Consider the following 15,286-nt stretch of genomic DNA (forward strand, 5'->3'; position numbering starts at 1 on the left):
ATTTTCAAGTAGAGGGATACAACACAAGGGGGATTTAGACAAAAATGGGAAAAAGAATAGCAAATAAATCAGCGAGAGGCCTCAAGTTTAGCTTGCTGGCACTCATCATGATCGTGATTCTTGCCGGGTGTGGTGCAAGCCCAGCGAAAGAGGACACAAACAACGCGAGTGGCGACACGACGAATACCGCAGAGAGTAATAACGGCAGCGCAGCTGACGAATCATATGAAGTTACACATGCCATGGGCACGGAAACGATCAAGGGAACGCCTAAAAAAGTAGTGGTCCTCACGAACGAAGGAACTGAAGCGCTTCTCGCTTTGGGTGTAAAGCCTGTAGGTGCTGTTAGATCCTGGACAGGCGACCCATGGTATCCGCATATTAAAGACCAGATGGAAGGCGTTACTGTTGTCGGGGAAGAAAGCCAGCCGAACATCGAGCTGATCGCTGGCCTGCAGCCGGACCTGATTATCGGCAACAAGATGCGTCAGGAGAAGGTATACGAGCAATTGAAGGCGATCGCGCCGACCGTATTTGCCGAGGATCTTCGCGGCGAGTGGCAGAACAATTTTGAATTGTATGCGAAGGCACTGAACAAAACGGCTGAAGGTGAAGAGCTTCTGGCTGCTTACGACAAGCGGATCCAGGATTTCAAAGAGAAGGCCGGAAGCAAGCTAGACGAGACTGTCTCTGTGGTCCGTTTCATGGCCGGCAAGACACGCGTGTATCATACTAATACGTTCTCAGGCGTCATTTTCGATAAAATCGGCATTGCTCGCAACGACATGACCAAGAACGCCAAGGATAATTTTGTGGATGAGATCACCAAGGAACGTCTGCCTGAGGCGGACGCCGACAGACTGTTCTACTTCACATATGAAACCGGGGATGGCGGCGCCAACCAAACCGAGCAGGAGTGGATCAACGATCCGCTATGGAAAAACCTGAATGTCGTCAAGAACGGTCAAGCCCACAAAGTGGATGATGCGATCTGGAACACAGCAGGCGGCATCCTAGCAGCGAATCTGATGATCGACCAGCTTCAGGAGTTTTACGGCATTCAGTAATTTATAAAGACGGATGCGCAGGCAGACGATCTGTCATAACCTGGATAATAACAGGTGAACAGGATATAGGAGGCTCCGCAAGATCTGAGATCTTGAGGGGTCTCCTATTTTGTGCGTTAGTCACGTTGGTGGCGCATATCTCTCCTATTCTTTGGTTCCGTCGTTAATGTTTGACACCTGCTGCAAACCTATGTACAGTAATAGACATAAGAATAGGAAGTCCACTAGGGGAGCCGTTAGCGGCTGAGACAAGAGCGTATCTTGGACCCTTTGAACCTGATCTAGTTCGTACTAGCGTAGGAAAGTGGAGCCTTCGGATATACAGTCTCGGTATGCTTGGTTAAGCGTGCCGGTGCTTGTTGTCGAAGCCGCTCCAGTTTTCGGGGGGCGGCTTTTTTGCGTCGTTTGGAAAAGTCGTGTCTTACGGACTTCCTGCTCTTCAATATGTTGGAGGTGGGATAAACCATGAGTTTCACGCAAGAGCTCCGTCAGCAGGCGGACGGCATTTTTGAGGCAATCTTTAATCATCCCTTTGTAAGAGGCATCGCCGAGGGGAAGCTTGGGCGAGAACAGCTGATTCACTATGTGAAGCAGGATTTTGAGTATTTGAATGCTTATATGCGGATATACGGCATCGCGATTTCCAAATCGACCAGCCGTGAAGAGATCGCGGTCTTCAACGAACAGATTTCATTTATTCTGAACAGCGAGGTGCATCCGCATCAGAATTTTTGTACAGTAGCCGGTATGACATATGAGGAGCTTCAAGGGTATCCGCTTGCTCCGTCCGCGCATCATTATATCCATCACATGCTGACAGTGGCACATGAGGGCAGTCTGGGTGAGATTATGGCCGTACTGCTGCCGTGTCCGTGGACGTATTTGGAGATTGGCCGCAAGCTGCTGGAAGAGGTAAAGCCGGATGAATCTCACCCATTCTATGATTGGATTTATTTCTACGGTAACCGTGCTGACGATGCGGCCGCTGCGTTCTGCGAGCAAGTCGATGAGTGGGCTAAGCTTGTAACCGCTGCGGAGCGGGAACGGATGAGGGCGCATTTTATGCTGAGCTGCCAGCTGGAGTATATGTTCTGGGACATGGCTTATAAGCAGGAGGAATGGCCAGTGCCGCTGCAGGCTGTAGTGGGATAAGGTTTATGACTAATACAATAAATTCCAATATAGATAAGAGAGGCTGATTCATATGCATTCATGGGAAAAAGAAGTTTCGGCGCTTTTAACAAAGGTACAGCAGACGAGCCCCCTCGTTCATAATATGACGAACGTGGTGGTTACGAATTTTACGGCTAACGGTCTATACGCGCTTGGCGCGTCGCCGGTCATGGCTTACGCGACCGAGGAAGTGGCCGATATGGCGGCCATTGCGGGCGCGCTTGTATTGAATATCGGCACGCTGAACCGCGAGCTGGTGGATGCGATGATTATCGCTGGTCAGTCGGCGAATGCGCATGGCGTTCCGGTACTGTTGGACCCGGTTGGTGCGGGCGCGACCCGTTTTCGGACCGAGTCGGCGCTGCGTATTTTAAGTGAGGTGAAGGTATCGCTCGTGCGGGGGAATGCGGCCGAAGTTGCTCATCTTGTCGGAGAGAGCCGCGAGATTAAAGGCGTAGATGCTGGGAAGAGTGAAGGCAGCGATGACGCTGAACTGGCCGTGCGGGCCGCAAGAGGGTTAGGTACGATCGTGGCCATAACTGGTGAAGAGGATGTGATTACCGATGGAACGAACGGGCGCATCATTAGCGGCGGAGATGCTCTGCTCACGAAGGTCACCGGCGCAGGGTGCCTGCTCACCTCGGTGCTGGGTGCTTTTGCCGCACTCGAAGCGAACCTGCTGATTGCAGGTTCGGCAGGGCTGGCCTTCTATGGAGCTGCTGCTTCGAGGGCCGCTGAGCGCACAGCGGACCTGGGACCCGGGAGCTTCCAGATCGCTTTCCTGGATGAGTTGGCGAAGCTTCACCCTGGCTCGCTGGAGGGATATGCCGCAATCCGCGAAGCAGAAGCGGCTGCTGCAGGCGGCACAAGATGAATAAGACACACATACCTCGGGCACTCACGATTGCCGGGTCTGACAGCGGCGGAGGCGCCGGCATTCAGGCTGATCTGAAGACGTTCCAGGAGCTCGGTGCATACGGCATGTCGGCGATTACAGCCATCACCGTGCAGAATACCCTGGGAGTCCATGGCGTATATCCGCTACCCTCCGAAGCAGCCGCAGAGCAGATTCAAGCGGTAGGCTCAGATCTTGGAGTAGATGCATTGAAGACAGGTATGTTGTTCAGTGCGGAGATCATTCGCCTCGTTGCTGAACAGATTCGGGCATTTGGCTGGGAGAAGGTTGTAGTTGATCCCGTAATGATTGCCAAGGGCGGAGCGGCATTGCTGCGGAATGAAGCGGTGCAGGCTCTAATAGAAGATTTGTTGCCGCTGGCGTTGATCATCACGCCTAACATTCCTGAGGCTGAAGTACTGGCGGGGATGCGTATCCGCACGATGGAAGACCGGAAGGAAGCGGCAAGACGTATTCAGAATCTGGGTCCTCGGATCGTTGTGATCAAAGGCGGGCATGACGACGGAATGATTAAACAGGAAGTAGAGGAGAACGAGAGCGACAGGGGAAGTCGCTTAGGGATAGAGATTCAGCAGGAAGACCAACTGCAGTCCCAATGTACCCATGATCAAACGAGAATTTACCGTTATGCCGAGGGGGCTGATGGGACGAGTTCCGCCATTGCGCAGCAGGACAGCTATCCAGGCAACCCCTCTGTTATTGACCTTATATATGATGGTACTACCTTTACGGAAATACGCGGAACAAGGATTTATACCGTACATACTCACGGTACAGGGTGCACTTTTTCCGCTGCCATTACCGCAGGCTTGGCCAAAGGCTTGGACGCTATGGAAGCGATCCGAAACGGTCGTTCCTTTATCCAGGCTGCCATTGAGGATGGATTGAACCTGGGGCTGGGTCATGGCCCAACGAATCATTGGGCGTATCGCTGCCGTCAGGAGGTAGGGCTATGACGGGGAGAGTGGAACCCTCGATGATGAGGCAGCATCTCCGAATGTACCTCGTGCTCGGCAGTATTGACTGCCCCGTCGATCCCACTCATGTCGTGCAGGAAGCACTGGCTGGCGGAGCAACCATGATTCAGTTCCGCGAGAAAGGGGATGATGCCCTTGTTGGCGAGCCGATGATTCATCTGGCTCGCCGGATCCAGCATCAATGCCACCAAGCGGGCGTGCCCTACATCGTCAATGACGATGTAGAGCTAGCCCTGAAGCTGAACGCCGACGGCGTGCACATCGGGCAGGACGACGAATGCGCGGCTGATGTCCGGAAGCGGATCGGCAACCGCATCCTGGGTGTCTCTGCGCACACGGTAGAGGAGGCCGAGCGTGCCATTCGCCACGGTGCCGATTATATTGGCATCGGGCCGATCTATCCAACCCGGTCGAAGGATGATGCCAGAGCTGTGCAGGGCACGGATATACTCCGTATATTGCGTGATTCGGGAATCGACCTGCCAATGGTCGGGATTGGTGGGATTACCGCAGAGCGCGTGGAGGAAGTTCTCTGCGCAGGAGCGGATGGCGTCGCCGTGATCTCGGCCGTGACGAGGGCGGAGTCAGCGCGGGAGGCAGTGGAGACCATTGCAGGGGCATCTGAACGCTTTTTCTTGAGAAAGCTCGCTAACCATTAAGAGTACTTACAATATAAAGAGTGTCGAATGGATACCGTTCGACACTCTATATTATTTTAGAGATTAGTGTATGCGCTCTGCCTTTCCTTCTACATACCATTGAAAAAGATTCATAAAAAAAGCTTGGTGCGAATGTATAGTGAACATGAATTTGCTAGGAGATTCGCACCAAATATTTAACATATAAACCCAATTTCGTTGCTTTTTATTGTGGGATTCTATGGAATTCGTAATCAATCTTATGTATTTTATATGTATGGGCCATTTTTTAATGTGAATATGTTAAAAAATCGGAGTCGCACCCTTTATGGGTGTGTGGATTGAAATCACTATCACTATAGATCAAACAGCTCCAGTTATTGTCGCACCCTTTATGGGTGTGTGGATTGAAATATCTATCTGCGGCCTAATACCAGAAACTAGCTCGTCGCACCCTTTATGGGTGTGTGGATTGAAATAGATAGATTTGGTCGTTAAGAAGTCGATCTTGAAGGTCGCACCCTTTATGGGTGTGTGGATTGAAATAATAAAGCGATATAGACCGAGGGAACAAGGCGGGTCGCACCCTTTATGGGTGTGTGGATTGAAATGATTACGACAAAGAAGGCAAAGCGGTTATGAAAGGTCGCACCCTTTATGGGTGTGTGGATTGAAATTTCGTCTTCTAAGAGGTCATATTGCTTGTCTACTGTCGCACCCTTTATGGGTGTGTGGATTGAAATCTCCGGTGCTTGCACATCAGTGGACGGCTGTGTGTCGTCGCACCCTTTATGGGTGTGTGGATTGAAATAATGATTGTATATTGGATACGTTATTATAGAAGGGTCGCACCCTTCATGGGTGCGTGGAATGAAATTTCTCGAGCACGGGACGTTCAGCGAAATACTCTTGTCGCACCCTTTAAGGGTGCGTGGATTGAAATCATGAAGAAACAAGCTTGTTCTCAACGTTTTTAAGTCGCACCCTTTATGGGTGTGTGGATTGAAATCTTATCTCCCGGCTTAATGGTGGGTATTGGATCGGTCGTTGCACCCGAGGAATGAAATGAGAAATGAAGCTGGGTCGATCTACTATGGCGCCGCTCATGTTCTGTAAACTGCAAAAAAGCTTATTCCAACTGGAATAAGCTTTTTTGCATGCTCAACACTAAGAAGAACGAAACAACCCGGACGAAAAAATGAATGACCCCAGATCGAATGTTGCAAAATCATGAACCAAAATGTAACAAAAAGCAGAAAAATCACTGGAAATTGAAGGGGATAGAAATAGGTCTGTAGAATTAATTCAAATTAGGTAACTACTCTAGAAATTATCTATTAATATAAGTAATTTGCACTAATGAAAGCATCCGAAATTCTGGACTTACGGAGGTGAGATAATAATATGAGATATATTGCACATATCCGAGAAAGTGACCATCAGGACCAATATGTGGAAGATCATCTCCATGGGGTCCAAAGTTTGGCAGAGCAGTATGGGGAACGAATCGGGATTAAGCATATCGCCGGGCTTGCCGGAATGCTGCATGACATGGGCAAGTATACGGACAAATTTAGAGACTACATCCTTGAAGCCGTGCGCAATCCAGATGCCCCACCGAGGCGGGGGAGCGTGGATCATTCAACCGCTGGAGGGCGGCTTCTATATCAGTTGTTTCACAATAAGGAAAAAGGATTGATGGCAGAAATTGTTGGGAACGCTATCATCTCTCACCATTCCTATCTTCATGATTTTATTGACCCGAATCTCGAATTGAAATACTTGCAGCGTGTAAGAGACAAGCAGGATATTGAGGACTATGACAAAAGTGTGGAGCTGTTCTTCGAGCGTGTCATAAGCGAGAAGGATTTTAATGCCTATGTGGACAGGGCAGTCGAAGAATTAAAGCAATTCAGGGCAGTTCCTTCTACCTTAAGCAGTGAAGCCAAGTGTATGTTTCTGTCTAAATACATATTCAGTGCATTGATTGATGCTGATCGGACAAACACTCGGCAGTTTGAGGAGATTGTGACAGAAGGTATGGAGTCCACCGTTCCTCCTGATGAACTGTTCCCAGTGTATTACGGCAGATTAGTAAATGAAATTCAATCCTTTTCTGAGCAGGCCAGTGCTCAGTCACCAATACATCTTCTACGCAGTCAGATGTCTGAGCAATGCGATCAATTCGCAGATAACCCTTCAGGGATTTATACCCTATCCATTCCTACCGGGGGCGGGAAGACGCTTGCTAGTCTCCGATACGCGCTAAAGCATGCAATCAAGTATAACAAAAAACGCATTATATACGTGCTACCATACACAACAATCATAGAACAGAATGCAGCCGAAGTACGAAGAATTTTGCAGGATGAGGCTCATATCCTCGAGCATCACTCGAATGTCATTGAAGAAGATGATGAGGACGATGAGCAAAATGACGGTATTATGAATGTGCGCCAAAAGCTGAAGCTGGCCAAAGACAACTGGGATACACCCATTATTTTTACTACAATGGTGCAATTTCTGGATGTGTTTTATGCCAAAAGCAGTAAAAGCATTCGTAGACTGCATAATCTGAGTGAGTCGGTCATTATTTTTGATGAGGTACAGAAGGTACCTGTTTCTTGTGTTTCATTGTTTAATGAGGCATTAAATTTCCTTAGCGCTTATTGCCATACCAGCATCGTGTTATGTACGGCTACCCAGCCTGCATTGGATTTTGTACAGCATAAGCTGAATGTGAGTCCAAATGCTGAGATCATTCACAATTTGGAACATATGATTGAGGCTTTTAAACGAGTGGAAATTGTAGACTATGCAACTAATAACGCCTATACGAATGATACACTTGCAGCTTTAGTTACCGATAAGATCCAGGAAAAGCAGAGTGTTCTTGTTATTTTAAATACCAAATCAGTCGTGAAAAATCTCTATAAGGAACTCAAAGCCGCAAGCCCGGACATAGCGATATTTCATTTAAGCACATCGATGTGTTCAGCACACCGGAAGGTGATCCTGGACATCATTAGAGAGCGGTTGAAGAATGGTGAGAAGCTTATATGCATCAGCACGCCTCTGATTGAAGCTGGGGTTGATGTTAGTTTTGAATGTGTCATTCGTTCGTTGGCCGGATTGGATTCTATTGCGCAGGCAGCCGGTCGATGCAACCGTCATGGGGAGAAGGAGCTACAGGAAGTTTACGTCATTGATCATGCAGAAGAAAATCTGAACCACCTGAAGGAAATCAAGTTAGGGAAAAAGATTACCCAGAGAATGCTCATAGACTTACAACGGGACCCTGCTTGCTATGGCGGCCACCTATTATCTTTGCAAGCGATGAAGAGCTATTTTCAGAACTATTATACGGATATGCAATCTCTTTTGGATTATCGGATTCCGAAGATTGGCAGATCGGTGACCTCTTTGCTGTTTGCCAAACCCGTTGACAACAATTATCTGCAAGATTACCAAACGAATAGAAATCAGAGACCGCCTCAGTTTCTGATGAACAGCTATCGGACAGCGGCCCAGTATTTTCATGTGATTGATAATCCTGCTTCATCGGTCATTGTTCCATACGGAGAAGAAGGTCCAGAGATTATTGCTGAACTGAACGGAGCGGGGCGGATTGAGGACTTTACGAGACTGCTGCGAAGGGCGCAGCAGTATACCGTTAATTTGTTCGATTACGAAATACAGAAGTTGGATAAGAATGGCGGGATCCGGGCTTGTCTTGATGGACAAATGCTGGTTTTGACAGATGGTGCTTATCATGAGGAATTCGGGCTGGATATGGATAATGAAAGCTGGTCTGGCTTGAATATGTTCTAGGTACGACAAAGAACCTATCTAAGTTATTGGATAGGTTCTCAAATCTTACAATATATATTTCAATCCACACTCCTAGCAAAGCTATGAGTGACAAATGATAAATATTATATCATAGATAGAATTTTAGTTGCCTTATTCATATAATGTAATATTAATCCCAGTTGATCTTCATCATTTTATGGTATATTATTACAGCAATGTTGAACAACCATGATGAACTTCAAATATATTATCTTAATGAGTTTAACTACTCCAATAATAGAAAGGGTGAATTTTAGCTCGTTTGTAATACTGGTTGATTTTTTCAGGAAAACGTGAGGTGTAATTTACCATGGATTTTATATCAAAAAGTGAGCTGTATATGAGTTTATTAAATCAACAGTTTCGTATTGAAGAATTAGAATGGAGTAGTTTTATTCCACGGAATAAGTCGGTAGAGATACCTAACGAGGAAGGACTTATTATCTTATATGATAACAGTCATAATATCTTAGGATTGGCTGTATCGAAGGACTTAAATCGCCGTAAAGGCGAGCTCTTAAAAGATAAGAGATATTTTAAAACAGCATATTTTCGATATACGCTTGAATCAAATAGATACAAACGCTTCTCAACAAAGAATGACTTCAAGCATTTCCTAAATTTAGTTGAATCCGCTTTCGAGAAATTTGAGAATGTTTTGGAAGACGATGATCCAAGAGTGATTAAACGAAGAAATGATATAGAAGAGATGAGAATGAAGATATTAAGTGCTCTTTAATAAGCTATGCAAACTAGATACATGATGCTTTCTATATTTTTTTCTAGCGATAGAAAACATCATGGGTCTACTCTTTTGCTACTTTAAGGATGTTGAAAGGAGGTGAGGATATGAGAAACGCAGTAGAGTTTGTGGTATACGGAGATTATGCCTTATTCACAGATCCGCTGACAAAGCTGGGCGGGGAGAAATTAAGCTATCAAGTTCCAACCTATCAGTCAATCAAAGGGATATGTGAATCTATATATTGGAAACCGACTTTGATTATGATCGTCGATGCTATTCGCGTGATGAAGCCTATACGTATGGAGTCCAAGGGCATCCGCCCAATCGATTACAGCGGTGGTAACACGCTCGCGAATTATACGTATCTCAGAGATGTAGAGTATCAGGTGCAGGCCCATTTTGAGTTTAATAAGCATCGTCCTGATCTGGAATTCGATCGTAACGAGAACAAACATCATAACATCTTGAAACGCAGTGTGCAAGCAGGAGGTCGCCGGGACATCTTCCTCGGGACGCGGGAATGTCAGGGGTATGTAGAACCTTGTGAATTTGGCCAAGGAACAGGTTTTTATGATGATTACGGTGACATTTATCTCGGTAACATGGTTCATGGTATCAACTACCCGGATGAAACAGGCAGGGATCAGATGGAGGTCCGGCTGTGGCAACCGGTGATGAAGGATGGAATCATCACATTCCGCCGACCGGAGGAATGCACTCAGGTACGCCATCTTTCGGAGATGAAGCCGAAGCCGTTTGATGCGGATAATGTCCAGTCGGCAGATCAGTTGCTGGCCAGTTGGGGAGAGGGGGGAGATCAATGAGCTGGCTGTTGAAGTTGTATGAAACCTATGAGTCCAATTTGGGCCGCGTAGGCGAGATTGAGATGCGGAATGAACGGGAGTATACGCTCCTGCCAATATCGCATACGACCCAGAACGCACATATTGAAGTAACCATTACAGAAGCTGGGGAGTTCCATTCGGCGGAGGTGATTGACAAGAGCGATGCAAGTACGCTGATTCCAAGTACAGAGAAATCTGCCAGCCGTGCGGGTTCCGTCGTCGCTCCCTATCCGCTCCATGACAAGCTAAGCTATGTAGCAGGAGACTTTGTGGCTTACGGCGGCGCAGTTAAGGGCGAAGAGCCGTTTGCAACCTATATTCAAGAGCTTCAGAACTGGGCCGAGTCCCCATATGCCCATCCTAAGGTAAAGAGTATTTATTGTTATTTGAGCAAGAGAACCTTAATACAAGACCTGGTGGCTTTTAAACATACTTTGGCTGTTGATGAAGATAACCGTCTCATTGAAAAATGGGACAAGAAGTACGAAGGCTTATATCCAGAAAAACCTGCGATTTTCAGTGTGATTGCGGGTGATCAATCCAGTGCTTTTATCCGTTTCACCGTGTATTCGCCGGATCGAATTCTGACCAGGGTATGGAAAGATCGGGAAATGTATGAATCCTTTATTCATTATTATCAGGAACGACTTGGAGACGAGGATATTTGTTATGTTACAGGTAAAACGCTGCCCAGTACTGAGAGACATGCGAACAAGATTCGCAATGCGGCAGATAAAGCGAAGCTGATCTCGGCGAATGATACAACAGGTTTTACGTTTCGCGGCAGGTTCACCCATAGCAGCAATGCAGCTAGCATCAGCTATGAAGTATCTCAAAAAGCGCATAACGCTTTGAAGTGGCTGATCCAGCGTCAGGGTAAAGTGATGGACCAGCGAGTTTTTCTGGTATGGGCAAATGATGAATTGTACATCCCTGAACCGACGGAAGATACCTTTAGCTTGGATCCAGATGAGATTCCTGCGGTCGTCAGCAAATCCAACACAAATGAAGCACTGGCCCATGAAGTAGCAAAAGCACTGGCTGGATACAGAAATAAGCTTGGGGCAGCTTCCGAGAAGTATCAGTCCGAAGTCAACATGATGGTTCTTGATTCAGCAACTACCGGACGTATGGCTGTTTTATATTATCGCAATATGAACAAGGAGTTTTATTTGGACAGGCTGCTCCATTGGCATACTTCTTGTGTCTGGCTTCATCGATATCGTAAGAACAATCAGGGAGAGTTTGTGCCTTTCTATGGTGCACCAGCAACTAGGGATATCGCTTTTGCAGCATATGGGCCAAGAGCCGGCGACAAAATTGTGAAGGGATTAATGGAGCGAATGCTCCCATGCATTGTAGATAGTGCTAAAGTTCCGAGGGATATTATCAACAGCGCTATCAACCGGGCTTCGAATCCTGTGGCTCTGGAACCCTGGGAATGGGAGAAGACGCTCAGTATTGCTTGCGCGTTAATTAACAAAGATCTGACCGATCGACAGGAGGGATTGAGTTTGGCACTGGATGTAAATAACGGTGACCGCAGTTACTTGTTCGGACGTATGCTTGCTGTTGCAGATGTGCTTGAACGACGGGCTTTGGGAGATGAAAGACGGGCAACGAACGCTATCCGTTATATGAATGCTTTTGCAAGGCATCCTGAGCGAACTTGGCAAGTCATTCAAGCGGCATTGCAGCCTTATCAGGCCCGGTTAGGCAGAGAAGCCACGTACTGGACCAAAATCATTGATGAAATCGGCAATAAATTCCAAATGGAGGATTTTAATAATAAGGCGCTCTCCGGTAAATATCTTCTCGGATTCTATAGTCAAAGACATGAGCTTTATCAAAAGAAGGACAAATCTGAAGATGCAGTTGCAACGAATGCATCCACCAATTAAGGAGTGAGTGAATATGAGCAGTCTGGATCACAAAATCGATTTTGCCGTCATATTGTCCGTAAAGAGCGCTAACCCGAACGGAGATCCGCTTAATGGAAACCGTCCAAGACAGAATTATGATGGATATGGAGAAATTTCAGATGTTGCAATCAAACGCAAGATCAGAAACCGTCTTCAGGATATGGGCGAAGCCATTTTTGTACAATCCAATGATCGTAAGAATGATGAATATAGTAGTTTACGGGAGCGCGCAGATGGCAATCCGGAGTTAGGTCAAATTTTGAAGTCAAAATCCGTATCCAGTGATGATTTCGCGCGGGTGGCTTGCGGAGAATGGATCGATGTTCGCAGCTTCGGTCAGGTATTTGCTTTTAAAGGTTCAGGCGGAGGGGTTTCTGTAGGTGTAAGAGGTCCTGTCTCTATCCATACTGCCCGAAGTGTTGATCCCATCGACATTACCAGTATGCAAATTACGAAGAGTGTTAACTCCGAACCGGGTAAGGACAGAGGTTCCGACACTATGGGGATGAAGCATCGGGTGGACTTTGGCCTATATGTATTCTATGGAAGCATAAATACACAGTTGGCGGAAAAAACCGGATTTACGAATGAGGATGCAGAGAAGATCAAACAAGCGCTTGTCACTCTTTTTGAGAATGATTTATCGTCAGCCAGACCAGATGGCAGCATGGAAGTACATCAAGTGTACTGGTGGGAGCACAGCTCCAAATTAGGACAGTATTCTTCAGCAAAGGTACATCGCTCCTTAAACGTACGGTCTAAGACAGATGAACCGAGAGTTTTTGAGGATTACGCTATTGAAGTAATTGAGTTGGATGGCTTAAAGGCTGAAGTATTGGATGGAAGGTAATGTAGACGAAGATTATCTGATGTTATCGGGCATTCAGCATTTTGATTTTTGCAAACGTCAGTGGGCGTTGATTCATATTGAACAGCAATGGGAAGAGAACGTGCGGACTGTGGAAGGGCAGTATCTTCACAAGAAGGCGGATGATTCTTTTGTTCGGGAGAAGCGCGGGGGGAAACTGATCGTACGCGGGATGCCTGTAAAATCTCAAGAACTCAGAATTTCGGGGATTTGTGATGTCGTAGAGTTCATTCAGGATAATGAAGGTGTGGCTATTCATGGTGAAGAAGGCACGTATTTACCGCACCCCGTAGAATATAAGCGGGGCAAGCCCAAAATCAGCGATGCGGACGTCTTACAGTTAGCAGCACAAGCGCTATGTCTGGAAGAAATGCTGTTATGCCGTATTGACCACGGATATCTGTTTTACAATGAGATCAAACACAGAACAGAGGTTCAGCTAACAGAAGAGATTAAAGCTAAGGTTAAGAAGGTAGTTGGTGAGATGTATGATTACTATGAGCGCAGGTATACGCCTAAAGTAAAAACAGGCCCCTTTTGCCAAAGCTGCTCCCTTCAATCCATCTGTATGCCGCAGATCATGCACAAACGATCCGTGCGAAGCTATGTGGAGGGGAAAATCCGGGAATGAAAAAACTGTTGAATACGCTATTTATCACACAGCCGGATGTATATTTGTCACTGGACGGAGACAATGTCGTATTGCTGAAGGATCAGGACAAGCTGGGCAGACTTCCACTTCATAATCTTGAATCTATCATTGCATTCGGATATACAGGGGCAAGTCCTGCATTGATGGGTTACTGTGCTGAGAGGAATATATCGATAACCTTTATGAGTATGAGCGGCAGATTTTTGGCCAGAGTCATTGGTGAGAGCAAGGGGAATGTGGTGCTTCGTAAAAAACAATGCCTCTTGTCAGATGACGAGGTCTTGTCAGCAAGAATTGCCCGTAACTTCATCATCGGCAAAATTTATAATCACAAGTGGATTCTTGAACGAATGACGCGTGATTACCCGCTGCGTATTGATGTCGAGCGTTTTAAGGCGGCATCACAACATCTGTCGTCGATCATGCTCGCCTTACGGGAATGTGAAGATTTGGAACGATTGCGGGGGTTGGAAGGACAAGCTGCATTGTCTTATAATCAGTTGCTCGATTCCATGATCTTGCAACAGAAAGAGGATTTTTACTTTCGTACTCGTTCGAGAAGACCGCCTCTTGATAATGTAAATGCGATGCTTTCGCTGGCTTATAGTCTGTTAGCTAATGATACAGCAGCTGCATTGGAAGGAGTCGGTCTGGATGCTTATGTTGGGTTCTTGCATCGGGATCGTCCCGGAAGAGCTTCTCTGGCACTAGATCTGATGGAGGAGCTGCGAGGCGTATACGCTGACAGATTTGTTCTATCATTAATAAACAAGAAGGTAATCAACAAAGATGATTTTCTACATAAGGAGAATGGGGCAGTGCTTCTGACCGTTGACGGAAGAAAAAAGTTTCTTACAGCGTGGCAAAATAAGAAGCAGGAAAAGGTAACCCATCCTTATCTCGGTGAGAAGATATCCTGGGGATTGGTACCTCATGCACAAGCTTTGTTGTTAGCACGTCACTTGCGTAACGACTTAGATGAGTACCCTCCATTTCTATGGAAGTAGGTGTAGTGAATGCTGGTAGTCATTACGTATGATGTTAGTACCATGAGCAATGAAGGACAGCGGAGGCTGAGACAAATATCAAAGATATGCCAAAACTATGGCCAGCGCGTCCAACATTCTGTCTTTGAATGCATTGTGGATGCTACCGAATACGCTGTTCTGAAGAGAAAACTGGTGGATGCGATGGATCAGGAAGAAGACAGTCTCCGGTTTTATCAGTTGGGCAACCATTATAAGAATAAGGTTGAGCATGTTGGGATCAAAAAATCGCTGGATATGGAAGGCCTCTTGATTCTGTAGTGCGAATGCCAAGCGAACATGATTTCCCTGGGTGATTCGCACCACATAATTACCAATAACATATTTTAATACAAAATTATGGATTGAAATTTTTCCTGAATATTTATTATAAAGTTAAATATGACGGGTTTTCGGGCTCATATGCATCGAAAATCGGAGTCGCACCCTTTATGGGTGCGTGGATTGAAATTTTAACTTACTGGATGACTTGAACAATCTACTTAGTCGCACCCTTTATGGGTGCGTGGATTGAAATAACGAAGGGCAGCAAGGTTGGGATAATGAATTCCGTGTCGCACCCTTTATGGGTGCGTGGATTGAAAT

13 protein-coding genes, 1 CRISPR repeat array and 1 riboswitch are annotated in these 15,286 nt (G+C 46.4%); all 13 genes read left to right on the forward strand.

Annotated features, from left to right (window positions below; translation table 11 throughout):
* The first annotated feature begins 44 nt into the window (after positions 1-44).
* The 13 genes from AM231_RS01220 (at position 45) to cas2 (ending at position 14,962) form a co-directional block, all read left to right on the forward strand.
* A complete protein-coding gene (locus tag AM231_RS01220; RefSeq protein ID WP_054400950.1) occupies positions 45-1,067 on the forward strand; it encodes an ABC transporter substrate-binding protein in 1,023 nt (340 codons plus the stop codon).
* Between the two features lie 216 nt (positions 1,068-1,283).
* Positions 1,284-1,387, forward strand: a riboswitch (TPP riboswitch).
* 145 nt (positions 1,388-1,532) lie between these two features.
* Entirely contained in the window at positions 1,533-2,219 is a 687-nt protein-coding gene (tenA, locus tag AM231_RS01225) for a thiaminase II (RefSeq protein ID WP_054400951.1), read from the forward strand.
* A 52-nt stretch (positions 2,220-2,271) separates the two neighbouring features.
* Positions 2,272-3,114, forward strand: a complete 843-nt coding sequence (gene thiM, locus AM231_RS01230; RefSeq protein ID WP_054400952.1) for a hydroxyethylthiazole kinase — start codon at positions 2,272-2,274, stop codon at positions 3,112-3,114.
* Positions 3,111-4,112 (forward strand): bifunctional hydroxymethylpyrimidine kinase/phosphomethylpyrimidine kinase, encoded by a 1,002-nt coding sequence (thiD, locus tag AM231_RS01235; protein WP_054400953.1) that lies wholly within the window; start codon positions 3,111-3,113, stop codon positions 4,110-4,112. The genes thiM and thiD overlap by 4 nt, the downstream gene beginning before the upstream one ends.
* The gene (gene thiE / locus AM231_RS01240; protein WP_054400954.1) at positions 4,109-4,792 is read left to right on the forward strand and encodes a thiamine phosphate synthase; all 684 of its coding nucleotides are present in this window, start codon (positions 4,109-4,111) and stop codon (positions 4,790-4,792) included. The genes thiD and thiE overlap by 4 nt, the downstream gene beginning before the upstream one ends.
* 295 nt (positions 4,793-5,087) lie before the next feature.
* A CRISPR array of direct repeats spans positions 5,088-5,780; the repeat unit is 32 nt; unit sequence GTCGCACCCTTTATGGGTGTGTGGATTGAAAT.
* A gap of 395 nt (positions 5,781-6,175) precedes the next feature.
* Positions 6,176-8,602 carry a CRISPR-associated helicase/endonuclease Cas3 gene (locus AM231_RS01245; RefSeq protein ID WP_054400955.1) on the forward strand — a complete coding sequence of 809 codons (2,427 nt, stop codon included), beginning with the start codon at positions 6,176-6,178 and terminating at the stop codon, positions 8,600-8,602.
* Between the two features lie 331 nt (positions 8,603-8,933).
* Positions 8,934-9,362: a hypothetical protein gene (locus tag AM231_RS01250; RefSeq protein ID WP_054400956.1), complete on the forward strand. Its 429-nt coding sequence runs from the start codon at positions 8,934-8,936 to the stop codon at positions 9,360-9,362.
* Positions 9,363-9,472: 110 nt separating this feature from the next.
* Positions 9,473-10,192 (forward strand): type I-C CRISPR-associated protein Cas5c, encoded by a 720-nt coding sequence (gene cas5c, locus AM231_RS01255; RefSeq protein ID WP_054400957.1) that lies wholly within the window; start codon positions 9,473-9,475, stop codon positions 10,190-10,192.
* On the forward strand, positions 10,189-12,114 hold the full coding sequence (gene cas8c / locus AM231_RS01260; RefSeq protein WP_054400958.1) for a type I-C CRISPR-associated protein Cas8c/Csd1: 1,926 nt from the start codon (positions 10,189-10,191) through the stop codon (positions 12,112-12,114). Before cas5c ends, cas8c begins: the two co-directional genes overlap by 4 nt.
* 13 nt (positions 12,115-12,127) lie before the next feature.
* Positions 12,128-12,985 (forward strand): type I-C CRISPR-associated protein Cas7/Csd2, encoded by an 858-nt coding sequence (gene cas7c, locus AM231_RS01265; RefSeq protein ID WP_054400959.1) that lies wholly within the window; start codon positions 12,128-12,130, stop codon positions 12,983-12,985.
* A complete protein-coding gene (gene cas4, locus AM231_RS01270) occupies positions 12,975-13,634 on the forward strand; it encodes a CRISPR-associated protein Cas4 (RefSeq protein ID WP_054400960.1) in 660 nt (219 codons plus the stop codon). Before cas7c ends, cas4 begins: the two co-directional genes overlap by 11 nt.
* Positions 13,631-14,662, forward strand: a complete 1,032-nt coding sequence (gene cas1c, locus AM231_RS01275) for a type I-C CRISPR-associated endonuclease Cas1c (protein WP_054400961.1) — start codon at positions 13,631-13,633, stop codon at positions 14,660-14,662. Before cas4 ends, cas1c begins: the two co-directional genes overlap by 4 nt.
* Before the next feature lie 9 nt (positions 14,663-14,671).
* A complete protein-coding gene (cas2, locus tag AM231_RS01280; RefSeq protein ID WP_054400962.1) occupies positions 14,672-14,962 on the forward strand; it encodes a CRISPR-associated endonuclease Cas2 in 291 nt (96 codons plus the stop codon).
* Positions 14,963-15,286 lie beyond the last annotated feature (324 nt).

It is taken from the genome of Paenibacillus solani (assembly GCF_001277345.1).
Classification (GTDB): Bacteria; Bacillota; Bacilli; order Paenibacillales; family Paenibacillaceae; genus Paenibacillus_AQ; species Paenibacillus_AQ solani.